The organism is Croceibacterium ferulae (genome assembly GCF_003660445.1).
GTDB classification, from domain to species: domain Bacteria; phylum Pseudomonadota; class Alphaproteobacteria; order Sphingomonadales; family Sphingomonadaceae; genus Croceibacterium; species Croceibacterium ferulae.
The window spans coordinates 144,537-166,126 of sequence record NZ_QZVQ01000001.1; the positions used below are offsets into that span (position 1 = coordinate 144,537).

A 21,590-nucleotide genomic window follows, 5' to 3' on the forward strand; every position below is an offset into this window, starting at 1 on the left:
CTTCGTCCAGATGGCAACAGGCGCGTTTACCCGGGACGGACGTGCCGGTATGGGCAGGGGCAATGGATCTCGCCCGCTCCCCGCTCGCCCAGCCCTTCCCCGCCATTCCGCCGATCGCCGGCGTCACGCTGCGGATCGCCCGGGCGCGGTACAAGGAGTGGGACCGGGCCGACCTGACCTATGCCAAACTGGCACCGGGCACCGCCGTCGCCGGACTGTTCACGAAGAATGTCTGCTGTTCCAGCGAGGTGGAGCTGGGCCGCGAACAGGCGCAGGCTGGCCGCGCCCGCGCGCTGGTGGTGAATGCCGGCAATTCCAACGCCTTCACCGGCTATCGCGGGCGGGAGGCGGTGGAAGGGATCATGGCGCAGGTCGCCGACCATCTCGGCTGCGCGCGCGAGGAGGTGTTCGTCTCCTCCACCGGCGTGATCGGCGTGCCCCTGCCGCGCGACAAGGCGCAGGCCGGCATCGAGGCCGCCCTGACCGCCGCACCCTGTTCGTGGGAGGAAGCGGCCGAGACCATCGGCACCACCGACACCTTCACCAAGGGCGCGGTGGCGCAGGCGGTGATCGGCGGGCGCACGGTGACGCTGGCGGGCATCATCAAGGGCAGCGGCATGATCGCGCCCGACATGGCAACCATGCTGGGCTACATCTTCACCGATGCCGCGGTGGAGCCCGCCTTCCTGCAACAGTGCCTGTCCGCCGCGAACGCGCGCACCTTCAGCTGCATAACGGTCGACAGCGACACCTCCACCAGCGACACGGTGCTGGCCTTTGCCACCGGCGCCGCCGGCAATGCGCCGCTGGCCGGGTTCGACAGCGAGGGCGCGGATGCCTTCGCCGCCGCGCTGGCCGACATCTGCCGCCAGCTTGCCCTGTTGGTGGTGCGCGATGGCGAAGGCGCGCAGAAGCTGATCGAGGTGCGCGTGACCGGCGCCACCAGCGACGACAGCGCGCGCCGCATCGGCCTGGCCATCGCCAACTCGCCGCTGGTGAAGACCGCCATCGCCGGGGAGGATGCCAATTGGGGCCGCGTGGTCATGGCGGTGGGCAAGGCGGGCGAGCCGGCCGATCGCGACCGCCTGTCCATCGGCTTCGGCGGCCACTGGATGGCGCGCGAGGGGCAGCCGCTGGCCGATTATGACGAGGCGCCCGTGGCCGAACATCTGAAGGGGCGGGAAATTGCCGTCGCCGTCGATCTGGGCCTGGGTGACGGCCAAGCCGTCGTCTGGACCTGCGACCTCACCCATGGCTACATCGCCATCAACGCGGATTACCGATCATGAGCATGCTCGACCGAGAGATCCTGGCGCTGTGCCGGGACGTGACCGAACGCATCATCCTGCCCCGCTATCGCAACCTGCAGGAGGGCGAGGTGGAGGACAAGGGTGGCAACGATCCCGTCACCATCGCCGACAAGGAGGCTGAGATCGCGCTGTTCGAGGCGCTGGCAAAACTGGAGCCGGGCATCGGCCATGTGGGGGAGGAAGCCACCTTCGCCGATGCCACCGCGATCGAGCAGCTGCGCGGCCCATGCTGGATCGTCGACCCGATCGACGGCACCCGCAACTTTGCCAGCGGGCAGCCGCCCTTCGGCATCATGATCGCGCGGGCTGATGGCGGCCTGGTGCAATCGGGCTGGATCTTCGACTGCCTGACCGAACGGTTCTGCGCCGCGCATCGCGCGGGCGGCGCCTTCGTGGATGGGGAGCGGATCACCGCCCGCACCACCGGCGCCGACGTGCCCGTCGCGGCGATCTCCCTGATCTTCCTGGACGACGCCCACCGACAGCGCGTGCTGGACGGCCTGGGTCCGCATTACACGCTGGCCGACATCCCCTATTGCGCGGCGGAGCAATATCCCCGCCTGGCGCTGGGCACCAATGACGTCTCGATCTTCGAACGGACGCTGGCCTGGGACCATGCGGCGGGCACGCTGTGGCTGGAAGAGGCCGGCGGCAAGGCAGCGCGCAATGATGGCAGCCCCTACCGCGTGGACGAATGGGACCGGCGGGGCCTGATCGCTGCCGCCAGCCCCGCGATCTGGCAGCAGATGGCGGACCGTCTGAACGCACTGTAACCGACACTCCCTGACGCTTTGCGATTGAATTGCAGCAGCAAGGCACTAGGTGAGGCGAGCATATCGTCAACAAGGACAATGACTTGGCCGCTGCCCGCCCCGCCCCTCGCCCGCTCACCGTCATCGCCAAGCGGGCGATCACGCCCAACATGCTTCGCGTCACCCTGGGCGGCCCGGGTCTGGCGGGATTCCCGGCTGGGCAGGCGGGCGGCTATCTGAAGTTGCGGCTGCCGTCCAATGCCGGAAAGCCCTGCGTGCGGACCTATACGATCAGTGGCCAGCGGGATGGCGAACTGGACGTCGATTTTGCGCTGCATGCGGACGCACAGGGCCATGCAGGCCCGGCGACCCGCTGGGCGGTGGGCGCACGGGCAGCCGAGCTGCTGGAGGTGGGTGGTCCCGGCGTGGCCAAGCCGCTGCCGCCGGGGCACGACTTCTACCTGATCGCGGGTGACATGACCTCGCTGCCGGCGATCAGCGTCAACCTGGCCGCCCTGCCCGCCGAGGCGCGCGGCTTTGTCGCGATCGAGATCAGCGAGGCGGCCGACCGGCAGGATCTGCCCTGTCCGGCGGGCGTAAAGATCGCCTGGCTGGTCAAGGAACCCGGCAGCGACCCCGAACTGCTCGCCCGCACGCTGCGGGCCCAGGAATGGCCCGCCGGGTCGGTCTACGCCTGGGTAGCATGCGAGTTCGCCGCCATGCGCGCGATGCGGACCTATCTGCGCGAGGAACGCGGCCTCGGCCTCGAGCGGCTGTATATCTCAAGCTACTGGCAGGCAGGCAGCACGGAGGACCGCCACCGGGAGGTCAAGCAAGCCGATCTGGCAGCGGCGCCCGCCTGAAACGCGGGCCGGCAGCGCCGAGAGGACTGCGGCGCCAAGTGCTTGTTCTTGGAAGGGCCCTGGTAGCGGAGGAGGGACTCGAACCCCCGACACGCGGATTATGATTCCGCTGCTCTAACCGGCTGAGCTACTCCGCCCAGGGCGCGCCGCGCTGCGCTGCAGCACTGGCGAGGCGGCGATGTACGGCGCACCTGCGCATTGGTCAACCGCGAAAAGACCAGCTTTTTACATAGTGCCAGGGACCGCCGGCATAGACATGCAGGCCGAGCCCGGAAAAGCGGAACGTCTCCGCCCGGATCGCCGGCCCAAGCTGCGCCTGCAGAGCCCTGGCCGCCTCCGCCGTCACCTTGTTCTGCACCGTCACATGCAGTCGCGGGCGGTGCTGGTCCTGCGCGCTGAGCAGCGGCCAGAACCGTTCCGCCAGCTCCTCCCGCAAGCCGATCAGGGCCGGGCTGGAAAGCCGGATCGCCGTGCCACGCCCCAGGGACATCACCCCCTCCACTTGCCCCTCCGGCGCCGGCCCGGCAGCCAGGCGCGTCAGTTCCTGGCGCAGTTCCTCCTCGCAGGATGGCGGCAGGGCATGGAACAGGGTGACATGCGCGGCCAGGTGGTTGCGCTCCGGCGGGAAATGCGCCTGGCGCAGGGCGTTCATGCGCGCCTGCATGGCGGGGGGAAGCTCGGCCGTCAGGATCAGCGGACCGCCGAGGCGGTCAGAACCGCTCAGGCCGGTCCGCGCGCGATCTGTCCGCGCTGCGCCTCCGATACATGATGCGGCGAACGGCTGCTGGACGGCATGGCGGGCTCCCTTGTCACGCCTCGAACCGACGCGCGAAGGGCCATGCCGTTCCTCGAAGGCAGGTCTACTCGATCTCGCCCCGTTCGCGGCGCAGCGCGAACCAGCGCGCCACGTTGCGGTTGTGCTCTTCCAAAGTGGCGGCGAACACATGCCCGCCCTTCCCGTCCGCCACCATGTACAGCGCCTGCGTCGCCGCGGGGTTCAGCACCGCCTCGATCGAGGCGCGGCCGGGATTGGTGATCGGCCCGCGCGGCAGGCCGGCCATGCTGTAGGTGTTGTAGCCGTTCATCGCCGCGATTTCCGACTGGCGGATACGCCGGCCCAGCGGCCGCCCCTGCGTGATCGGGTAGATGATCGTCGGATCGGCCTGCAAGCGCATGCCCTGCCGCAGCCGGTTGGAATACAGCCCGGCGACCATCCGCCGCTCCGCCGCGACGCCGGTTTCCTTCTCCACGATGGAGGCCAGGGTCACGGCTTCCTGAGGGGTGCTGACCGCTATGCCCTTTGCACGCGCGGCCCACAGTTCCGCCACCGTCCGCCGCATCGCGGCCTGCATGCGCGCCAGCACCGCCGCGCGGGCCTCGCCACGCTCGAAATCGTAGCTTTGCGGCAGGACGCTGCCTTCCGGCGGGACAGCGACCGTACCGGCCAGGAGGGGCTCCGCCATCAGCCGTTCGCGCACCAGCACGGAGGGCGTGCCTTCCGGGATGGTGACAAAGCGGCGGATCACCTCGCCATGCTGCAGCGTGTCCAGGATCGCCGCCGCGCTGCTGCCCGCGGGCAGCATGAACTCGCCCGCCTTGACCGGATCGGCGCCGCCCAGCACCCGGGCGCGCAGCAGGAAGGTGCCGGCCGAACCGACCAGATCCTCCGCCTCCAGCCGCCGCGCGACCTCCGCCAGCGTCGCGCCATTGGGCACGATGAAGCTGGTATCCTTCTCCACGCGGGAGGTGATCCACCAGCCGCCGGCGAACCAGCCGCCGGCCGCCGCCAGCAGCACCGCCAAAGCGATCGCAAGCAGGCAGCCGGTGCGGCGCATGCTATTCAGGCCGCACCAGCACCAGGCTGGCATTGGTGCCACCAAAGCCGAAGCTGTTGTTCAGCACCGCGCGGATCTCCCGCTTCCTGGCCTGATGCGGCACCAGGTCCACACCCACGCAATTCTCGCTCGGGTTGTCGAGGTTCAGCGTCGGCGGGGCGATCTGGTCGCGCATCGCCAGGATGCAGAAGATGCTCTCCACCGCGCCGGCACCGCCCAGCAGGTGGCCGATGGCGGACTTGGTGCTGCTCATGGAGACATTGGCCATCGCGTCGCCGAACAGCCGGCGCACCGCGCCCAGCTCCAGCTCGTCGCCCAGCGGGGTCGAGGTGCCGTGCGCGTTGATGTAGTCGATGTCGTCGGGCGTCATGCCCGCCTTCTTCAGCGCCATCTGCATGGACCGGAACGCGCCCGAGCCTTCGGGATGGGGCGCGGTCACGTGATAGGCGTCGCCCGACAGGCCGTAGCCGACCACCTCGGCATAGATCTTGGCACCGCGCGCCTTGGCGTGCTCGTACTCCTCCAGCACCACAACGCCGGCGCCCTCGCCCATGACGAAGCCGTCGCGGCCCACGTCATAGGGACGGCTCGCCTTCTCCGGCTCGTCATTGAAGCCGGTGGACAGCGCCCGCGCCTGGGCGAAGCCGGCAATGCCGATCGGGCAGATCGTGCCCTCGGCCCCGCCCGCCAGCATGATGTCGGCATCATCGTCGCGGATCATGCGCGCGGCATCGCCGATGGAGTGGGCGCCCGTGGAGCAGGCGGTCACTACCGCATGGTTCGGGCCCATCAGGCCATACTTGATGGAGACCTGCCCGCTGATCAGGTTGATCAGGCGGCCATGCACGAAGTGCGGGGAGACGCGCGTCGGGCCCTTCGCCGCCAGCACCAGCGATTCCTTCTCGATCCCCGGCAGGCCGCCAATGCCCGAGCCGATGGAGCAGCCGGCGCGCAGGCGCGTCGCTTCATCCATGTCCAGCAGGCCGGCATCCTCGATCGCCTGGCCGGCGGCATCGATGCCATAGATGATGAAGGGATCGACCTGCCGCTGGACCTTGTGATCGACCCGCTTGTCGGGATCGAAGCCCCACGGATGATCCTTGCCCTTCACCTCGCAGGCGATGCGGCACTTCTGGTCGGATGCGTCGAAGTGGGTGATCGGGCCGGCGCCGCTCTTGCCGGCGATGATGTTCGCCCAGGTGGTTTCAACATCCGCACCCAAGGGGGTAACAAGCCCCAGACCGGTTACGACCACTCGCCGCATAGTTCATCCTCTCAACGCATGTCCGCCGGAACAGCCGGCCTATGCCCAAACGCACCAAGGCCCAGCCGCCGGGGATGATCCCAGGGGCCGAGCCTTGCGAACCCTTCCGCGACAGCACGTGCCGTCGCGGCGGAACGGGTCTGGCAGGGGCGCAGCCACAAGGCCGGCGCCCCCCGCACCTTACCCCTTGTGCTCTTCGATATACTTGTTGGCGTCGCCAACGGTGTTGATCTTCTCGGCCGCATCGTCCGGAATCTCGACCCCGAACTCTTCCTCGAAGGCCATCACCAGCTCGACGATGTCGAGGCTGTCCGCACCCAGATCATCGATGAAGCTGGCGTCCGGCGTGACCTTGTCCTCTTCGACGCCCAGATGTTCGACGACGATCTTCTTCACGCGGTCGGCGGTATCGCTCATGTTGTGCCCTCTTTGAAACACGGAGAAACTGTAATTGGTCCGATGCCCTAATGAACGCGGCAGGGGCTGGCAAGTGCCGCCGGACGCGGCATTTCGCCCGGCCTATGCGCCCGCCTGGTCCACCCGGGTCGTTTCCGCAGGCGACGCACCCGCAGCAGCCTTGGCCCCCTGCTCCGCCGTGCGGATATGCAGTTCGCGTAGCTGGCGCGTGCTGGCGGGGGTAGGCGCGCCCATCATCAGGTCCTGCGCGCGCTGGTTCATCGGGAAGGCGATCACCTCGCGGATGTTCGGCTCGTCCGCCAGCAGCATCACGATACGGTCGATCCCGGGCGCGGAACCGCCATGTGGCGGGGCGCCCAGCTTGAACGCCTCGATCATGCCGCTGAAGTTCGCATCGACATCCGCCTGCGAATAGCCGGCCAGCTCGAACGCCTTGTACATGATGTCCGGCCGGTGGTTCCGGATCGCGCCGCTCGACAGTTCGTAGCCGTTGCAGACGATGTCGTACTGCCAGGCCAGGATATCCAGCGGGTCCTGCGTCTCCAGCGCCTCCATCTCGCCCTGCGGCATGGAGAAGGGATTGTGGCTGAAATCGACCTTCTTCTGGTCCTCGTCATATTCGAACATCGGGAAGTCGACGATCCAGCAGAACTTGAAGCAGCCCTGCTCGATCAGTTCCAGCACCTCGCCCACGCGGGTGCGGGCGGCGCCGGCCAGCTTGGCGGCATCCTTCGCCTTGCCCGCGGCGAAGAACAGGCCGTCATCAGGGCCGAGGCCCAGCGCGTCATACAGCTGCGCCATCTTGTCGGCGCCATGGTTCTTGGCGATCGGCCCGCCGAACTCGCCGCCCTTGCGGGTGACATAGCCCAGGCCGGCGAAGCCTTCGCGCTTGGACCAGTCGTTCATGTCATCGAAGAACTTGCGGCTGCGATCGGCGGTGTTTGGCGCGGGGATCGCCCGGACCACGCCGCCCTCGCCCACGATCTTGGCGAAGATGCCGAAACCGCTCTCGGTGAACTCGTCCGACACGTCGCTGATCACCAGCGGGTTGCGCAGGTCCGGCTTGTCGCTGCCATATTTCAGCATGGCTTCGGCATAGGGGATGCGCGGGAAGGTGCCGGCCGGCGTCACCGTCTTGCCGCCGCCGAACTCCTCGAACACGCCCGCCAGCACCGGTTCGATGGCGTTGAACACGTCATCCTGCGTGACGAAGCTCATCTCGAAATCGAGCTGGTAGAATTCCGGCGAGCGGTCAGCGCGCAGATCCTCGTCACGGAAACAGGGCGCGATCTGGAAGTAACGGTCGAAGCCCGCCACCATCAGCAGCTGCTTGAACATCTGCGGCGCCTGCGGCAGCGCGTAGAAGGTGCCCGGATGCAGCCGGCTCGGCACCAGATAGTCGCGCGCGCCCTCCGGGCTGCTGGCGCCCAGGATCGGCGTCTGGAATTCGGTGAAGCCCTGGTCGGTCATCCGCCGGCGCAAGGCCGTGATCACCTGGCTGCGCAGCATGATGTTGCGGTGCAGCCGCTCCCGCCGCAGATCCACGAAGCGGTACTTCAGGCGGATATCCTCCGGATATTCCTGCTCCCCCGCCACCGGCAGCGGCAGTTCGTCCGCGCGGCTCTGCACGGTCACGCCCCGCGCATACAGCTCGATCGCGCCGGTCGGCAGGTTGGGGTTCACCGTCCCCTCGCTGCGCGCCTTCACGTCGCCATCGATGGTGACGACGCTTTCCACCCGCAGGGATTCCAGCACGGCCAGCGCGGGGCTGTCCTCGTCCGCCACGATCTGGGTGATGCCGTAATGGTCGCGCAGGTCGACGAACAACACGCCGCCATGGTCGCGCTTGCGGTGGATCCAGCCCGACAGGCGGACGCTTTCGCCGACATGATCCTGCCGCAGGGCGGCGCACGTATGGGTCCGGTATGTATGCATGCGCGCGTCCATAGCGGAAGTCGCGGGCGGGACAAGCGGGCGAACGGTTCTTCACCGGGGACAATCGCGCCGCCAGCCATTGGCGACAGGGCCGGCAGGCGCTAACGGCCATCGGTTATGAAGATTCATCCGCTGATCACGGATACGCAGTCCCTCCAAGAACTGTGCACCCGCCTCGCCCAAAGTGAATTCGTTGCCGTGGACACGGAGTTCATGCGCGAGAACACGTTCTACCCGCTGCTCTGCCTGGTGCAGATCGGGAACGAGGAGGAGGCCGCGGCGATCGATCCGCTGGCGCCGGGCATCGACCTGGCCCCGCTGCTCGAACTGCTGACCAATAACGAGGATGTGCTGAAGGTCTTCCATGCCGGCGGGCAGGATGTGGAGATCATCTACAACCTGACCGGCAAGACCCCGCACCCCATCTTCGACACGCAGATCGCGATGATGGCGGTCAGCCAGTCCGAACAGATCGGCTATGCCAACCTGGTCGAAAGCTGGCTGAACAAGGTGATCGACAAGGGCGCGCGGTTCACCGACTGGAGCCGCCGGCCGCTGACCGAGCGGCAGATCGAATATGCGATCGGCGATGTCACCTATCTGGCCAAGATCTTCCCGCGCCTGCTGAAGAAACTGATCAGGACCGGACGCGGCCAGTGGCTGGATGCGGAGATGGAGCGGCTCGCCGATCCGGCAAACTACGCCAACGAGCTGGACGAGGCGTGGCACCGCATCCGTCCGCCCAGCCGCAATGCCGCGGTGCTGGGCCGGCTGAAGGCGCTGGCCGCCTGGCGGGAGAAGGAGGCGCAGGGCAAGGACATCCCGCGCGGCCGCATCATGCGCGACGAGACCCTGGCCGACCTGGCCAGCCAGCCGCCCAAGAAGCAGGAAGACCTCGCCAAGGTGCGCGGCCTGAGCCAGGCGTGGCGGGACAATGATATCGGTCGCCGGCTGATGAAGGTGATCGAATCGGCCGAGGACCTGCCGGCCGACGAGATGCCCGACCGCCCGCAGCGCGGCCCCGCGCTGGGCAAGGAAGGTGCGCTGGTGGCGGACCTGCTGAAGCTGCTGCTGAAGATCCGCAGCCGGGAGATCGACGTCGCCTCCCGCCTGCTCACCCGATCGGACGAGCTGGAGCTGCTGGCCGCCGGCGTGCGCAAGCTGCCGATCCTGGAAGGCTGGCGCTACGACACGTTCGGGCGCGATGCGCTGGACCTGGTGGAAGGCAAGCTCGCCTTCGCGGTGGAGAACGGCCGACTGAAGATGACCCACATCGACGATGCCGTTCCCGCGCCCGCCGCGCCGGTGGCCGGGGCTGACGAAGCGGATGGGGCGGAGCCGGAGTGATCGGCGCGACGATCGGTCGGGATCGGCGATGAGCACATACCTTCCCACCATCAAGCAGCTGCAATATCTGGTCGCGCTGCACCAGTCGGGCCATTTCGGGCGCGCGGCCGACGCCTCCTTCGTGTCGCAATCCACCCTGTCCGCCGGGATTCGCGAGCTGGAATCGCTGCTGGGCGTGACGCTGGTGGAGCGCAGCCGGCGCGTGGTGCGCTTCACGCCGCTGGGCAATCAGGTGGTGGCCAAGGCGCACCGCCTGCTGCGCGAGGCGGAGGAGCTGTCCGAACTGGTGCAGTCGGCCGGCAAGCCGCTGGTCGGCGAGCTGCGGATGAGCGTGATCCCCACCATCGCCCCGTTCCTGCTGCCGCGTATCCTGCCCCGCCTGCGCAAGGAGCGCCCGCAGCTGAAGCTGTTCCTGCGCGAGGAAACCAGCGACGCCGCGATCGAGTCGCTGCATCAGGGCCGCGCCGATTGCGTGCTGCTGGCGCTGCCTTACGCCACGGGAGAGGTGGAGCAGGAGCATATCTGCCACGATCCGCTGCTGGTCGCCTTCCCCAAGGATGATCCGCGCGACCCGCCCAGCATCATCGAACCCGGCACGATCGACGAGGGCCGGCTGCTGCTGCTGGAAGATGGCCACTGCCTGCGGGAACATGCGCTGGCCGCCTGTGACCGGCCCGGCCTGCGCGCCAGTGCCACCGTGATCGGGACCAGCCTGCACACGCTGGTGCAGATGGTCGATAACGGCCTTGGCCTGACCATGCTGCCGCAGATGGCGGTGGATGCCGGTATCCTGGATGGCACCAACATCATCGCCCGGCCGCTGGAATCGGATCATGCGAGCCGCGAGATCGCGCTGGTCTGGCGACGCAACAGCCCGCGGGCCGAGGAATTCCGCCTGCTGGCGCAGGAACTGCGCGCCGGCTGAGAGCGGCCGCCAGTCCGGGCCATCGGCATCAGGCCGCGCTCCGGCGGAACAAGTTCGTCCGCACCGAAACAAACAAGACACGCCCCGCGATGAACCGCGAGGCGTGCCCGTCAGAGATGCAGGTCAGATCATGGCCGGCGGTTTAGCACCATCCGGCCACGTCAAGGATTACCCCACCTCGCCAGTGACCGGCGAACCACCGATCCCCAGGAAGTCGAGCAGACCTTCAAGCTGGCCCAGCAGATCAGTGTCGAGACCAGCCAACTGAACAACCGTGTTGCCGGCGACAGTGATCTCCAGCAGCCCGTCACCACCGATCTGCACGTCGACCAGGTTCAGATTGGTACCCGGTTCGAACGCGAGGATGTCCGCGCCGACAAACGTGCCGAGGAGGCCGGTGTCGAAGTCGGTGATGATATCCACGCCGCCGCTACCCAGAACGAAGGTGTCGACGCCAGCGCCGCCGGTGAAGTAATCCACCCCGGTGCTGCCATACAGCGTGTCGTTACCGGCCTGGCCGTACAGCTCGTTCTCGTTGCCGCCGGTGGCACGCAGGACATCGTTGCCCGACTGGCCATAGATGTAGCTGGCGCCATTGCCGATGACGATGCCGGTCAGCGTGTCATCCGTGCCGGCGAGGATACCATTGGTACCGGTGCCGCCATAGATCTCGTTGTACACAAACGCGCCGTTGGTGCCCTCAGCCGTGGCGGTGACGGTGTCCGCGCCGGTGCCAGCCTCCACATAGTTGTACGCGATGGTTCCCGCGCCACCCGTGGTGGAAGCGTTCATCGTGATGGTGTCGGAACCTGTGCCGGCATAGGCTTCCTGCCACAGATTGCCGCCACCGTTCAGGGCCGCCGTCATGTTGATGGTGTCGTTGCCATCGCCACCGACCGCGTAGGATTCCAGCAGCGTGTCGAAGAACCGGTTGCCGAGCGTGGTGTTGGTGGTGATCTGGTCGTTGCCGATGCCACCGTCCAGAACGGAGCCAAGATACCGGGCGCCGGCATTCACAGTGGCGGACATGATGTCGCTGCCGCCTTCACCGTTCTGGTAGACGAACAGATCATCCAGGCGGTCGGTGATCGTGGTGATGATCGTGTCACCACCGCCGCCGCCATTCAGCGTGTTGTTGTTGAACGTGGTGGTAATAGTGTCGGGGGCGCCGGTGCCATTGTACACCTGGTTGTCGCCCAACCCTTCAATTATCGCGAAAATATCGTTCTTGCGTGCCATAGTGCTATCTCCCACACTGGTGACTGGGTTTTGCGCACCTTTCAGCTGACAGAAAATAATTATGGTTTCCAGCAAGATGTGATTTTGCGGCGAGTTCTGTCTGGCAGAATACATCAAGTCTGTTTTCCGGAACGCCGCCCTGTTCTGTACGATAGAATACACACGCGGCGGCCCGGCCGACTTTGTCTTGCAGCTGTCATCGGCTGCAGGCAACATGCGCGCCCTGCATACAAAAAGACGCGCCGGCAGGGGGAGCCCCGCCGGCGCGTCGTGTCACTGGGTGCGCAACCTTGCGGCTACGCAGCCGGCGACAATTCGATCATGCGAACAGTTGTGCCTGGTCGGTGATGACCACGTTCTGCAGCAGCACGCTTGCGCCATCGGCGAAGCTCACCAGCGTGCCGCCGTCGACGTTGCTCAGCGAACCAATGGTCTGGCCGTCGAACAGCGCGATCGTATCGGTCCCGACCTCGAAGTCGAGGATCACGTCGTCGCCACCATTCTGGAAGAAGTCGAAGCGGTCAGCGCCCTCGCCACCGCTCATGATGTCGATCCCGGTGCCGCTGCGCAGCGTGTCGTTGCCGTCCATGCCGTACAGCTCGTTGTAATAGCCGTTGATCACCTGCAGCACGTCATCGCCGGCGCCGCCATCGACATAGCTTTCGCCGTAGGCTTCGCCTTCGATCCGGGCGATGATGATGTCATTGCCATTGTTGCCGTAGACTTCGTTGATCAGGTAATCGTCGGCATCGCCGTAGCCCGTGGCATAGATCGTGTCGTTGCCAGCGCCGCCCTGGGCGTAGTTCGAAGCCAGTTCGATGTCGGTGCCGTCCACCACGCGCGCCGTCATGGTGATCGTGTCGGCACCGGCGCCGCCATAGACTTCGTTGACGATGTTGCCACCACTCGCGCTGCTCAGCACGGCATCAACGTCGATCACGTCGGCACCAGCTCCACCGAACAGGTAATTCTCGACCAGTGCGACCTTGTCGGCATCGTCATTCGTCAGCGTGCTGTTGACGGCGAGACGATCGGCACCGGCGCCGCCCGACAGGGACGTGTAGGAGTAGTATGTGAAGGCGTTGATCAGCACCGACAGGTTGTCCCGCCCGCTGCCGCCGATCTGCGTGGCATAAAGCTCGCCCGTATAGCCGGCACCCAGATAGCCGGTCGTCAGCGTGTCATCGCCATCCAGCGTGGAACCGTTATGGCCGCTGTTCAGAAAATCGTCGCCATCCGTACCGGTCACGGTCTCCCACTCGGCCTGCGTCTGAACAAGTGCGGAAGTATCGAACATAGAAGCCATACAATCTCCTGAAACCATGCCTGCCGCGACCAAGATCATACGCGGCACCCATAGTCTTACGACCAAGCACACGCGAAGCTCTTCACGAAAGGCGTCTGGGACTAACCTAGACCCGTAATCGTCCGGCCAATGAATGCCCGCAAATGTGGTAAGTTCCAGGCACTAAACCGTACCGTCCATTTTCAGGACAGGTCTTACGTCGAGAGCCAGACAAAGCGCCTCCGATAATGGGACAGGAGTGTCGGGCAATGCGCATCGGGCGGTGAACGGACCGGCCTGCGCGCGCGCCGATCCGGTCACCGGCTCGGCGACGCTGGCGGGCTCTGGCGGCCGGCCAGGCTCAGTCCATGTGCTTCAGTCCGACCCGCAGGTAGTCCCACCCGGTCACCAGCGTCAGGATCGCCGCGCCCCACAAGCTGGCGAGGCCGCAGATGCGGATCCAGCCCTCGTGCGGCAGCGCGCCCGCCAGGATCAGCCCGCCGAGCGCCACCAGCTGCAAGGTGGTCTTCCACTTGGCCAGCCTGCTGACCGGCATGCTGACCTGCAGCCCGCCCAGGAATTCGCGCAGGCCCGATACCGCGATCTCGCGAATCAGGATGATCAGGCCGGCCACCACGTGCAGGTCGCCCACATAGGGGCCGGTCAGCTGCCCCTTGGCCGTCAGCACCAGTATCACGGCGGCAACCATGATCTTGTCGGCGATCGGATCCAGGAAGATGCCCAGCCGGCTCACCGCCCCGCTGGAACGGGCCAGCAGCCCGTCGAAATAGTCGGTGATGCCCATCAGGCAGTACAGCGCGAAGGCCAGGCCGTAGCCGGCGTGCCAGGCGGGCCACCAGAGCAGGGCGGCGAGCAACGGGACCGCGACGATACGCGAGAGGCTAAGCAGGTTTGGCAGGGTCAGCATTGTGCCTGCTGCCCTAGCGCGTCCGGGCCCGGACAAAAAGCGCCGCTTGCGGGTTGTTCTTGCCAGTCACGGGGCTAGGAACGCTGCTGCCATGCTGACATCGCTCCATTTGCTGCGCAAGCGGCGCTTCCTGCCGCTGTTCGCGACGCAGCTGCTGAACGCGTTCAACGACAACCTGTTCAAGAACGCCATGGTCCTGTTCGTGGTGTACACCTTCTATGATTCGCTGGCGGAGGAAGCGCAGTTCAGCGCCGTTGCCTCGGGCGTGTTCATCCTGCCCTTCTTCCTTCTTTCCGCATTGGCCGGGCAGCTGGCCGATCTGCGGGACAAGGCGGTGATCATCCGCCGGGTCAAGGCGGCGGAGATCGGCATCATGCTGGTGGGCGCGGCCGGCCTGTACCTGGCGTGGCAGAGCGGGCGCGACAGCGCCTTTGCCCTGCCCCTGCTGCTGACCGCCCTGTTCGCCATGGGCGTCCATTCCACGTTCTTCGGCCCGATCAAATACGCCATCCTGCCGCAGCACCTGAAGCGGGAGGAGGTGCTTGCCGGCACCGGGCTGGTGGAGGCCGGCACCTATGTCGCGATCCTGGCGGGCACGATCCTGGCGGGTTACATCTCCGTCAGACTGGCGGCCGGTGTGGTGATCGTGGCGGCGCTGGTCGGCTATGTCACCAGCCTGCAGGTTCCGCCGGCCCCGCCATTCGAGAAGGGCGGCAAGCTGGACTTCAATGTCCTGCGCTCCTCCATCACCCTGATCCGCAACACCACGGCGCAGCGGGAAGTGTTCTACGCCATTCTGGCGATCAGCTTCTTCTGGACCATCGGCGCGGTGCTGTTCATCCAGTTTCCGCCGCTGGCCAAGAACGTGCTGCATGCCAGCAAGGAGGTCGCCAGCCTGTTCCTGGTGATCTTCTCGGTCGGGGTCGCCATCGGTTCCGTGGCGATCAACGCGCTGCTGAAGGGCGAGGTATCCGCCCGGCATGCGCCCGTATCCGTGCTGTTCATGGGCGCTTTCGTGGGTGCATTCTACTTCGTATGCCGCGCGTGGGAGCGGCAGGCGACACCGGCCGGCCTGCTGGATGTGCCCGGCTTCCTGGCGCAGCCGCTCGCCGCGCTGGTGCTGGGCACGCTGCTGCTGATCGCCATTGCCGGCGGCATGTTCGTGGTGCCGCTTTATGCCTTCCTCACCACCAAGTGCGATCCGGCGCAGGCGGCGCGCACCGTGGCGGCGAACAACATCGTCAACTCGGGTGCGATGGTGGTGGGTTCGCTGATCGCGGGCGGCCTGTCGGCGCTGGGCATCCCGCTGGTCGAACAATTGCTGCTGAGCGCGGGAATGTCCGTCATTTCCGCATGGCTTGGCGCGGTGCTGCATCGCGCGGAACGCCTGGCCCTCGCCACCGCCTAGGCTCCGCCGGGCTCAGCCCCGGTCAGGCGAGTCCAGCGCGGTGCCGACCGCCAGGCTGCCCCTGCCATACAGGTAGCTGGCGTCGAACTTCCCGAATTCCTCCAGCCGGCGCCGGTCCGCGACATACAGGGTGCCGCGGCGCAGCTCCCCGATCCCTTCCTTGCGCAGCTGCGCCAGCGCCCGGTTCATGTGGATGGCGGTGGTTCCGCACATGTCGGCCAGATCGGCCTGGATCAGCGGGGTGCGCACGCTATCCGTGCGGCCCAGCCCCACCTGGTCCAGCCGCTGCCAGAGTTCGGCGAAGACATGCGCCACCCGCCGCGCCGCGGTCAGCTGTTCCAGCTTCATGATCCATTCGCGATGAATCGCCGCATCCAGCAATGTGGCGAACCACAGGACCCGGGCTAGATGTGGCTGCGTCTGCATCACCTCTTCCAACCGTTCGTGACTCACGATCCCGACGCGGATCGGCCCGGCGGCCATCAGATCGTGGTCCAGCCGCTTCAGCGCGAATCCATGCAGGTCCACAAAATCGCCAGGGACCTGCAGGCCCAGGATGAAGCGGCGGGAGCCATCATGCACCGTGCGCATCATGTACCCATCGATCAGAAGCGTGCTGTGGTTGACCAGATCGTTCCGGTGCAGCAGCGCGGTCCCGCCCTCAACGGTCCTGACCTCCGTCACCATGTCTTCCAGCAGGCGCTTCTCGTCCCGGCTCAGCGCGTGACGCAGCCGCCCCATCAGGAACCGCCCGGTTCGCGGATAGCTCGCGATCTCCTCCGCAATGCTTTCGTCTGTCCCGAACACGATCTGCGATCCGCCGGCAGGTTCGCCCTTCACGCGGCGCTTCCTGAACCGGGCCGCGCACCGCGGCTGTCCAGGCGCACCACGGTACGGTCCTCAAGCCAGTCGATCAGTTGCGTACTGCTGGGCCAGACCTGTCCTTCGGGCGGGTTGGTCAACGCAAGGTCGGCTTCTGTCGGCTCGCGCAGCTTGCGCCACGGGGCGCCCGATCCGTCTCCCGGTCTGCCGGGAGCGATCAGGCCCATCAGCGCAAAGGCCCGCAGCCACCGCTCGGGCGCGGCCTCGCCCCAGCGGGCGTGGAACTGCGCCGCATCGGCCAGCAAGGCGTCAAGCTGTTCCAGCGGCGGCAGCGGACGCGCGCGATACTGGTGCAATGCCTTGGCGCCGGCGATCCAGCGTGGCCCGATGCCGTGTTGCACCGCCCGGCGGGCCAGGTCCGCTTCGCCGACAGACAGGGTGCGGTAGCGTTCGTCGAAGCCGCCCAGCATCTGCAGGTCTGCTGCCCTGACGGCCCAGTTCGCACCCCACAGGCCTGCTGCATCGCCACCGCCCGCGACGGGCCCGGCCGCCGGGTTCGGCCGGTCCGGGTGCGGTTGCGCCTCTTGCGCCAGGGTTGCCAGATCCGGCATCATCGTGCCTCCGCCACGGCGCCGGTCAGGCTTCTGCGCGGTCGGCGGCAGGAAATCGATCTCGCCCACCAGGATGCCCCGCTGCCGGGCGGCAGCCGCGGCGTAGTCGTCCAGCATGGTGGCCGTGGCGAGGCATTGCGGGTCCAGGAACAGCAACAGATCGCCTTCGGCCTCGCGCGCCAGCGTGTTGCGGATAGCCATCGGGCCGGTGCCCTCGGGCAAGCGAATCTGGCGAATGGGGAAGCTGGCCTGCGGCAGCCGCAGCCGTCCGTCGCCGACGACCGCCACGATCACTTCGCGCGGGGGGCGGGCCGAGAGCCGCAGGGAAAGAAGAGCCTGCTCCAGCGCCTGGACTGCGCGGCTATCCTGCGCCGCATAAGCATCCCCCGCCATGTCAAACGGCGTGGTCCAAGCGATACAGACGGAAATAGTCATAGCCTCGCCACGTCTCCTGCCCCTTATGGCCGCCCCGTCAGCTTCCATGCGAACAACATGGAAGCGCAGTCCAGAGCGGCGCCCCGTACGTTCTGTTAACCTGCGATACAGGGGCGGTGTTCCCGGTCTGACATCAATTAATGCGCATTAGGTTTGGGCGGTCGATGCACCGCGTTCCCGTGCAATCGCCGGTTCACCTGTGCCGCCTTATGTGCTCCAACCACGCACATGATCACCGCCCCGCCCTCCGCAGACCGACCGGCCGTTCTGGTGACCGGCGGCGCGCGCCGCATCGGTGCCGCCATCGTCCGCGGCTTCGCCGATGCGGGCTGGCACGTGATCATCCACTCGCACCGATCCACCTCCGCGGCCCGGGCGCTGGCCGATGCGCTGCCCAGTGCGGAGGTCGTCACCGCCGATCTGGGCGACACGGATGCATGCGCAACGCTGGTGGACAGCCTCGCCGCCCACCTGCCTGACTGGCGCGTGCTGGTGAACAATGCCGCCCGGTTCGGCCCGGCGCGCGACACGGCAGATGCGCTGGCGACCTTCCGGCTGAATGCGCTGGCGCCATGGACCCTGGCAGATCGCTTCCTGCGCCTGCCGCCGCTCGCCGGTGGGCGGCGGGTCATCCACCTGACAGACCAGAAGGTCGCACATCCCAACCCCGATTTTCCGCATTACACCATGGCCAAGCATGCGCTGGCCGGCGTGGTCGCGGGGCAGCAGATGGCGCAGGATCAGGCCGGTCGCCCGCAGGACCGGGTTTATGCCCTTGCCCCCGGCGCGATCCTCGCCAGCCTGGACCAGAGCGAGGCGGAGGCGGACCGGACGCACCGCCTGAACCTCCTGCGCCGGCGGGTCACCCTGCCAGACATGGCCGATGCGGCGCTGTTCCTCGCCACCGGGCCGCTGGCGGGCGGGCAGACGCTGTTCGCCGATTGCGGGCAGCACCTGCTGCGCCAGCCGCGTGACGTCATCTTCCTGGCCGAAGAGCCGGCGGAACCGGCATGAAGAAGCGCCATGCCCTCGCCACCCGGCTGTGGCACTGGCTGAACGCCCTGTGCCTGATCGTGCTGCTGATGAGCGGTCTGAACATCTCCAACGCACATCCCTGGCTGTACTGGGGCGATGCCGGCTTCCAGCCCGCGCGCGCCTGGGCCGCGGTGCCGCGCTTTCCGCACTGGATGACCATTCCGGACCATTACAGCCTGGCTGTCGCGCGTGACTGGCATGTGCTGTTCGCCTGGATCTTCGCCCTGTCGCTGCTTGCCTTCATGCTGGCGTCCCTGCGCAACCGGCACTTCGCGCGGGATCTGGTGACGCGGCGGCGAGAATGGCGGGTGCGCCCCATCCTGGCCGATATCAGCGCCCATCTGCGGCTGCGCTTCGCCGCGCATGGGGCGAAGTACAATTTCCTGCAGAAGCTCAGCTATGGCGTAGTGATATTCGTGCTGCTGCCGCTGATGATCCTCACCGGCATGGCGATCAGCCCGGGCGCAGATGCGGCATGGGGCTGGCTGGGGCAGGCGCTGGGTGGACGCCAGAGCGCGCGCTCCATCCACTTCATCACCGCCGCCGCGCTGACCGGCTTCACGATCGGCCACATCCTGCTGGTGCTGCTGTCGGGCCCGTGGGGGCAGATGCGTGCGATGATCGGCGGAGGACGGCGCGATGAACAGGCGTAACCTGCTGGCGTCGCTGCTCGGCACCATGGCGGCCGGCTGCACCAGGATCGGGGAGACTGCGCCTTTCGCCTGGGCGGTCGATCAGGCGGAAGGGCTGCACCGCATCGCCCACCGCGCCATCGGCGGGCCCCGCCCGCTTGCACGGGAATATCCGCCTTCCGCCATCTCCGCCGATTTCCGCGGCAATGGCAGCACGGACGTGCCCACCCCCGCCTACCGCGCGCATCAGGCGGCCGGATTCGCCAACTGGCGGCTCAGCGTCGGCGGCCTGGTCGAACGCCCGCTCTCGCTCACCATGGCCGACATCCGCGGCCTGCCGCAACGCACCCAGATCACCCGCCACGATTGCGTGGAAGGGTGGAGCGCGATCGCCCAATGGACCGGGCCGCAGCTCGGCCCGATCCTGGACCGCGCGGGCCTGCTGCCCGATGCACGGTTCATCGTCTTTCGCTGCGCCGACCTGCTGTACGGCGCGCCCTATTACGAAAGCTGCGACCTGGCGGATGCCTTCCACCCGCAGACCATCATCGCCCACCGGCTGAACGGCGGCGATCTGCCGGTGAAGAACGGCGCGCCGTTGCGGCTGCGGCTGGAGCGGCAGCTGGGCTACAAGCATGCCAAGTACCTCACCGGGATACAGGCCGTCGCCAGCCTGGAGGGGTTCGGGGACGGCAATGGCGGCTTCTGGGAAGATCGCGGTTACCAATGGTATGCCGGCATCTGATTGATACCGAGCGGTAGACATTTGCGTCCATCCCCGGCAGATTGCCGCGCATGAGGCTCGCTGAACGCACGCTCGCCCGCCTGCTCGCCCGCATGATCCGACGCGGCACGCTGGCACTCACCTTTGCCGACGGCACCACACGCACCTTCGGCACGCCCGATCCCGCCTTCCCCGATATCGCCATGCGCTTCGCCGATGCGCGCGTCGCCCGCGACACGCTGCTCGACATGCGGCTGGGCTTTGCCGAAGCGTGGATCGACGGGCGGGTCACGCTGGAACGGGGCGACATCATGCAGCTGGTCACGCTGCTGCGGCACAACAACCGCTGGGAGGACGGCCGCGACCTGGCCCGCCCCTCCCCGACCCGCAAGCTGGCCCAGCGGCTCGGCCATGTGGTGAAGAGCTTCAACCGGCCGGGCAGCGCCCGGCGCAATGTCGCGCACCATTACGACATCGGCAACGCGCTGTACCGCCTGATGCTGGACGAAGCGCATATGCAATATAGCTGCGCCTACTGGCCGCGTCCGGACATGGAGCTGGGCGACGCGCAGGAGGCGAAGCTGGCGCATATCGCCGCCAAGCTGGCGATCACGCCGGGCATGCGCGTGCTCGACATCGGCTGTGGCTGGGGCGGCATGGCAATCTACCTGGCGCAGGCGACCGGGGCGCAGGTGCTGGGCATCACGCTCAGCGCCGAGCAGCTGGCCCTGGCGAAGGAGCGGGCGGCGGCAGCGGGCGTGGCGGACCGGGTGCGGTTCGAGCTGGTGGATTACCGCGATCTGGCCGCACGGGGGGAGACGTTCGACCGCATCGTGTCCGTCGGCATGTTCGAACATGTGGGTCAGCCGCAATTCGCCACCTTCTTCCGCGCCTGCGCCACGCTGCTGGCGCATGACGGGGCGATGCTGCTGCACACGATCGGGCGCATGGGCGGGCCGGGCCGAACCGATGCCTTCACGGCCAAATACATCTTTCCCGGCGGCTACATCCCGGCGCTCAGCGAGACGCTTGCCGCCAGCGAAAGCGTGCGTCTGATCGCCACCGATGTCGAGGTCTGGCGCCGCCATTACGCCCCCACCCTGCACGCCTGGTACCGCCGGTGCATGGAGCGCCAGGCCGAGATCGAGGCCCTGTTCGATCCGCGGTTCTTCCGGTTGTGGACCTTCTATCTGGCCGGCGCCGCCACCGCTTTCGAAAGCGGGGGAATGTGCAATTACCAGGTCCAGTATGTGCTGGACCGTGACGCGCTGCCGCTGACGCGCGACTATATGCTGGCGGGCGAGCAGGCGCTGCTGACGCGCTAGGCCTGTTCCGACAGACCCGGTCCTTGCAAAGAAACGGCCGGCGCGGGGAGATCCGCGCCGGCCGTTCCTGTCTGTGTCGAGCCCCTGATCGGGCAGAACCGGTGGCCGGCGGGCATGACACCCGCCGGCCGGAAGATCACGCCCAAGCCAGGTTCTGCACCTGTGTCATGGCGGCGGTCTGGCCGATCTCGCCCATCATGTCCGCCGCGCTGACGCCGATGAAGTCGGCGACTAGTTCGCCGCGGAAGAACATCTGCGAGCCTTCCGAGCTGTCCTGGAAGGTGACCTGGCGCGCATTCACGCCCAGTTCCAGGCTGTCCTCCCCGACATTGTAGTCAAGCACGCGATCGACGCCTTCGTTGGCGCGCGCAAAGCGGAAGGTGTCCGCCCCGTCGCCGCCCACCAGGATATCGTTGCCGCGCCCGCCATACAGCAGGTCGGACCCGTTGCCGCCTTCCAGGTAGTCGTTGCCATTGCCACCCAGCAGGATGTCGTTGC

21 protein-coding genes and 1 tRNA gene are annotated in these 21,590 nt (G+C 67.1%); 10 read left to right on the forward strand and 12 right to left on the reverse strand.

Annotated elements, in window-relative coordinates:
- Nucleotides 1–62 precede the first annotated feature (62 nt).
- The 3 genes from argJ (at nt 63) to D5S08_RS00630 (ending at nt 2,925) form a co-directional block, all read left to right on the forward strand.
- Nucleotides 63–1,289 carry a bifunctional glutamate N-acetyltransferase/amino-acid acetyltransferase ArgJ gene (argJ, locus tag D5S08_RS00620; RefSeq protein ID WP_121114492.1) on the forward strand — a complete coding sequence of 409 codons (1,227 nt, stop codon included), beginning with the start codon at nt 63–65 and terminating at the stop codon, nt 1,287–1,289.
- A complete protein-coding gene (locus D5S08_RS00625; RefSeq protein ID WP_121114494.1) occupies nt 1,286–2,083 on the forward strand; it encodes an inositol monophosphatase family protein in 798 nt (265 codons plus the stop codon). Before argJ ends, D5S08_RS00625 begins: the two co-directional genes overlap by 4 nt.
- Nucleotides 2,084–2,166: 83 nt before the next feature.
- A complete protein-coding gene (locus D5S08_RS00630) occupies nt 2,167–2,925 on the forward strand; it encodes a siderophore-interacting protein (protein ID WP_241557139.1) in 759 nt (252 codons plus the stop codon).
- Nucleotides 2,926–2,985: 60 nt separating this feature from the next.
- On the opposite strand, the gene D5S08_RS00635 is transcribed toward D5S08_RS00630, so the two are convergent.
- The 6 genes from D5S08_RS00635 to aspS all read right to left on the reverse strand — a co-directional run bounded on the left by D5S08_RS00635 (nt 2,986) and on the right by aspS (nt 8,376).
- A tRNA-Met gene (locus D5S08_RS00635) sits at nt 2,986–3,062 on the reverse strand.
- Nucleotides 3,063–3,127: 65 nt separating this feature from the next.
- Nucleotides 3,128–3,589 carry a 2'-5' RNA ligase family protein gene (locus tag D5S08_RS00640; RefSeq protein WP_121114496.1) on the reverse strand — a complete coding sequence of 154 codons (462 nt, stop codon included), beginning with the start codon at nt 3,587–3,589 and terminating at the stop codon, nt 3,128–3,130.
- Nucleotides 3,590–3,785: 196 nt separating this feature from the next.
- On the reverse strand, nt 3,786–4,760 hold the full coding sequence (gene mltG, locus D5S08_RS00645) for an endolytic transglycosylase MltG (protein ID WP_121114498.1): 975 nt from the start codon (nt 4,758–4,760) through the stop codon (nt 3,786–3,788).
- 1 nt (nt 4,761) lies between these two features.
- A complete protein-coding gene (fabF, locus tag D5S08_RS00650; protein WP_121114500.1) occupies nt 4,762–6,024 on the reverse strand; it encodes a beta-ketoacyl-ACP synthase II in 1,263 nt (420 codons plus the stop codon).
- Nucleotides 6,025–6,204: 180 nt separating this feature from the next.
- On the reverse strand, nt 6,205–6,441 hold the full coding sequence (locus D5S08_RS00655) for an acyl carrier protein (RefSeq protein WP_039094202.1): 237 nt from the start codon (nt 6,439–6,441) through the stop codon (nt 6,205–6,207).
- Between the two features lie 102 nt (nt 6,442–6,543).
- A complete protein-coding gene (aspS, locus tag D5S08_RS00660) occupies nt 6,544–8,376 on the reverse strand; it encodes an aspartate--tRNA ligase (RefSeq protein WP_121114552.1) in 1,833 nt (610 codons plus the stop codon).
- Between the two features lie 117 nt (nt 8,377–8,493).
- Between aspS and rnd the strand changes: the two genes are divergently transcribed.
- Nucleotides 8,494–9,723, forward strand: coding sequence for a ribonuclease D (gene rnd, locus D5S08_RS00665; protein ID WP_121114502.1), 1,230 nt, complete (start codon nt 8,494–8,496; stop codon nt 9,721–9,723).
- A gap of 28 nt (nt 9,724–9,751) precedes the next feature.
- Entirely contained in the window at nt 9,752–10,648 is an 897-nt protein-coding gene (locus D5S08_RS00670) for a hydrogen peroxide-inducible genes activator (RefSeq protein ID WP_121114554.1), read from the forward strand.
- Between the two features lie 168 nt (nt 10,649–10,816).
- Here D5S08_RS00670 and D5S08_RS00675 read toward each other — a convergent pair whose 3' ends face one another.
- From D5S08_RS00675 to pgsA, 3 genes are all read right to left on the reverse strand, one after another.
- Nucleotides 10,817–11,887: a calcium-binding protein gene (locus D5S08_RS00675; protein ID WP_126665462.1), complete on the reverse strand. Its 1,071-nt coding sequence runs from the start codon at nt 11,885–11,887 to the stop codon at nt 10,817–10,819.
- Nucleotides 11,888–12,206: 319 nt separating this feature from the next.
- The gene (locus tag D5S08_RS00680) at nt 12,207–13,184 is read right to left on the reverse strand and encodes a calcium-binding protein (protein WP_162301891.1); all 978 of its coding nucleotides are present in this window, start codon (nt 13,182–13,184) and stop codon (nt 12,207–12,209) included.
- Between the two features lie 349 nt (nt 13,185–13,533).
- Entirely contained in the window at nt 13,534–14,100 is a 567-nt protein-coding gene (pgsA, locus tag D5S08_RS00685) for a CDP-diacylglycerol--glycerol-3-phosphate 3-phosphatidyltransferase (RefSeq protein WP_121114508.1), read from the reverse strand.
- A gap of 91 nt (nt 14,101–14,191) precedes the next feature.
- Between pgsA and D5S08_RS00690 the strand changes: the two genes are divergently transcribed.
- Entirely contained in the window at nt 14,192–15,508 is a 1,317-nt protein-coding gene (locus tag D5S08_RS00690) for an MFS transporter (RefSeq protein ID WP_121114510.1), read from the forward strand.
- A 12-nt stretch (nt 15,509–15,520) separates the two neighbouring features.
- On the opposite strand, the gene D5S08_RS00695 is transcribed toward D5S08_RS00690, so the two are convergent.
- A complete protein-coding gene (locus D5S08_RS00695) occupies nt 15,521–16,348 on the reverse strand; it encodes a Crp/Fnr family transcriptional regulator (RefSeq protein WP_241557141.1) in 828 nt (275 codons plus the stop codon).
- Complete coding sequence (locus D5S08_RS00700; RefSeq protein ID WP_121114512.1) at nt 16,345–17,334, reverse strand: glycosyltransferase family 2 protein; 990 nt, start codon at nt 17,332–17,334, stop codon at nt 16,345–16,347. The genes D5S08_RS00695 and D5S08_RS00700 overlap by 4 nt, the downstream gene beginning before the upstream one ends.
- A 270-nt stretch (nt 17,335–17,604) precedes the next feature.
- Between D5S08_RS00700 and D5S08_RS00705 the strand changes: the two genes are divergently transcribed.
- Genes D5S08_RS00705 through D5S08_RS00720 form a run of 4 tightly spaced genes read left to right on the forward strand, consistent with a single transcriptional unit; the run spans nt 17,605 to nt 21,092 of the window.
- Nucleotides 17,605–18,390 (forward strand): SDR family oxidoreductase, encoded by a 786-nt coding sequence (locus D5S08_RS00705; protein ID WP_121114514.1) that lies wholly within the window; start codon nt 17,605–17,607, stop codon nt 18,388–18,390.
- On the forward strand, nt 18,387–19,064 hold the full coding sequence (locus D5S08_RS00710) for a cytochrome b/b6 domain-containing protein (RefSeq protein ID WP_121114516.1): 678 nt from the start codon (nt 18,387–18,389) through the stop codon (nt 19,062–19,064). Before D5S08_RS00705 ends, D5S08_RS00710 begins: the two co-directional genes overlap by 4 nt.
- Nucleotides 19,051–19,788 carry a molybdopterin-dependent oxidoreductase gene (locus tag D5S08_RS00715; RefSeq protein ID WP_121114518.1) on the forward strand — a complete coding sequence of 246 codons (738 nt, stop codon included), beginning with the start codon at nt 19,051–19,053 and terminating at the stop codon, nt 19,786–19,788. The genes D5S08_RS00710 and D5S08_RS00715 overlap by 14 nt, the downstream gene beginning before the upstream one ends.
- 50 nt (nt 19,789–19,838) lie before the next feature.
- Nucleotides 19,839–21,092 (forward strand): SAM-dependent methyltransferase, encoded by a 1,254-nt coding sequence (locus D5S08_RS00720; RefSeq protein WP_121114520.1) that lies wholly within the window; start codon nt 19,839–19,841, stop codon nt 21,090–21,092.
- Nucleotides 21,093–21,228: 136 nt separating this feature from the next.
- Here D5S08_RS00720 and D5S08_RS17305 read toward each other — a convergent pair.
- Nucleotides 21,229–21,590, reverse strand: a 362-nt coding sequence (locus D5S08_RS17305) for a M10 family metallopeptidase C-terminal domain-containing protein (protein ID WP_421757440.1), incomplete at its 5' end; no start/stop codon positions are given.

What these genes read in the sequence shown, in the direction of transcription:
- D5S08_RS00680 (WP_162301891.1), bottom strand. Translation starts at nt 13,184, where the DNA reads ATGTTCGATACTTCCGCACTTGTTCAGACGCAGGCCGAGTGGGAGACC.
- D5S08_RS00655 (WP_039094202.1), bottom strand. Translation starts at nt 6,441, where the DNA reads ATGAGCGATACCGCCGACCGCGTGAAGAAGATCGTCGTCGAACATCTG.
- D5S08_RS00710 (WP_121114516.1), top strand. Translation starts at nt 18,387, where the DNA reads ATGAAGAAGCGCCATGCCCTCGCCACCCGGCTGTGGCACTGGCTGAAC.
- D5S08_RS00700 (WP_121114512.1), bottom strand. Translation starts at nt 17,334, where the DNA reads ATGGCGGGGGATGCTTATGCGGCGCAGGATAGCCGCGCAGTCCAGGCG.
- D5S08_RS00690 (WP_121114510.1), top strand. Translation starts at nt 14,192, where the DNA reads ATGCTGACATCGCTCCATTTGCTGCGCAAGCGGCGCTTCCTGCCGCTG.
- D5S08_RS00715 (WP_121114518.1), top strand. Translation starts at nt 19,051, where the DNA reads ATGAACAGGCGTAACCTGCTGGCGTCGCTGCTCGGCACCATGGCGGCC.
- pgsA (WP_121114508.1), bottom strand. Translation starts at nt 14,100, where the DNA reads ATGCTGACCCTGCCAAACCTGCTTAGCCTCTCGCGTATCGTCGCGGTC.
- D5S08_RS00720 (WP_121114520.1), top strand. Translation starts at nt 19,839, where the DNA reads ATGAGGCTCGCTGAACGCACGCTCGCCCGCCTGCTCGCCCGCATGATC.
- D5S08_RS00670 (WP_121114554.1), top strand. Translation starts at nt 9,752, where the DNA reads ATGAGCACATACCTTCCCACCATCAAGCAGCTGCAATATCTGGTCGCG.
- mltG (WP_121114498.1), bottom strand. Translation starts at nt 4,760, where the DNA reads ATGCGCCGCACCGGCTGCCTGCTTGCGATCGCTTTGGCGGTGCTGCTG.
- D5S08_RS00675 (WP_126665462.1), bottom strand. Translation starts at nt 11,887, where the DNA reads ATGGCACGCAAGAACGATATTTTCGCGATAATTGAAGGGTTGGGCGAC.
- aspS (WP_121114552.1), bottom strand. Translation starts at nt 8,376, where the DNA reads ATGCATACATACCGGACCCATACGTGCGCCGCCCTGCGGCAGGATCAT.
- D5S08_RS00625 (WP_121114494.1), top strand. Translation starts at nt 1,286, where the DNA reads ATGAGCATGCTCGACCGAGAGATCCTGGCGCTGTGCCGGGACGTGACC.
- rnd (WP_121114502.1), top strand. Translation starts at nt 8,494, where the DNA reads ATGAAGATTCATCCGCTGATCACGGATACGCAGTCCCTCCAAGAACTG.
- argJ (WP_121114492.1), top strand. Translation starts at nt 63, where the DNA reads ATGGATCTCGCCCGCTCCCCGCTCGCCCAGCCCTTCCCCGCCATTCCG.
- fabF (WP_121114500.1), bottom strand. Translation starts at nt 6,024, where the DNA reads ATGCGGCGAGTGGTCGTAACCGGTCTGGGGCTTGTTACCCCCTTGGGT.
- D5S08_RS00705 (WP_121114514.1), top strand. Translation starts at nt 17,605, where the DNA reads ATGATCACCGCCCCGCCCTCCGCAGACCGACCGGCCGTTCTGGTGACC.
- D5S08_RS00640 (WP_121114496.1), bottom strand. Translation starts at nt 3,589, where the DNA reads ATGCAGGCGCGCATGAACGCCCTGCGCCAGGCGCATTTCCCGCCGGAG.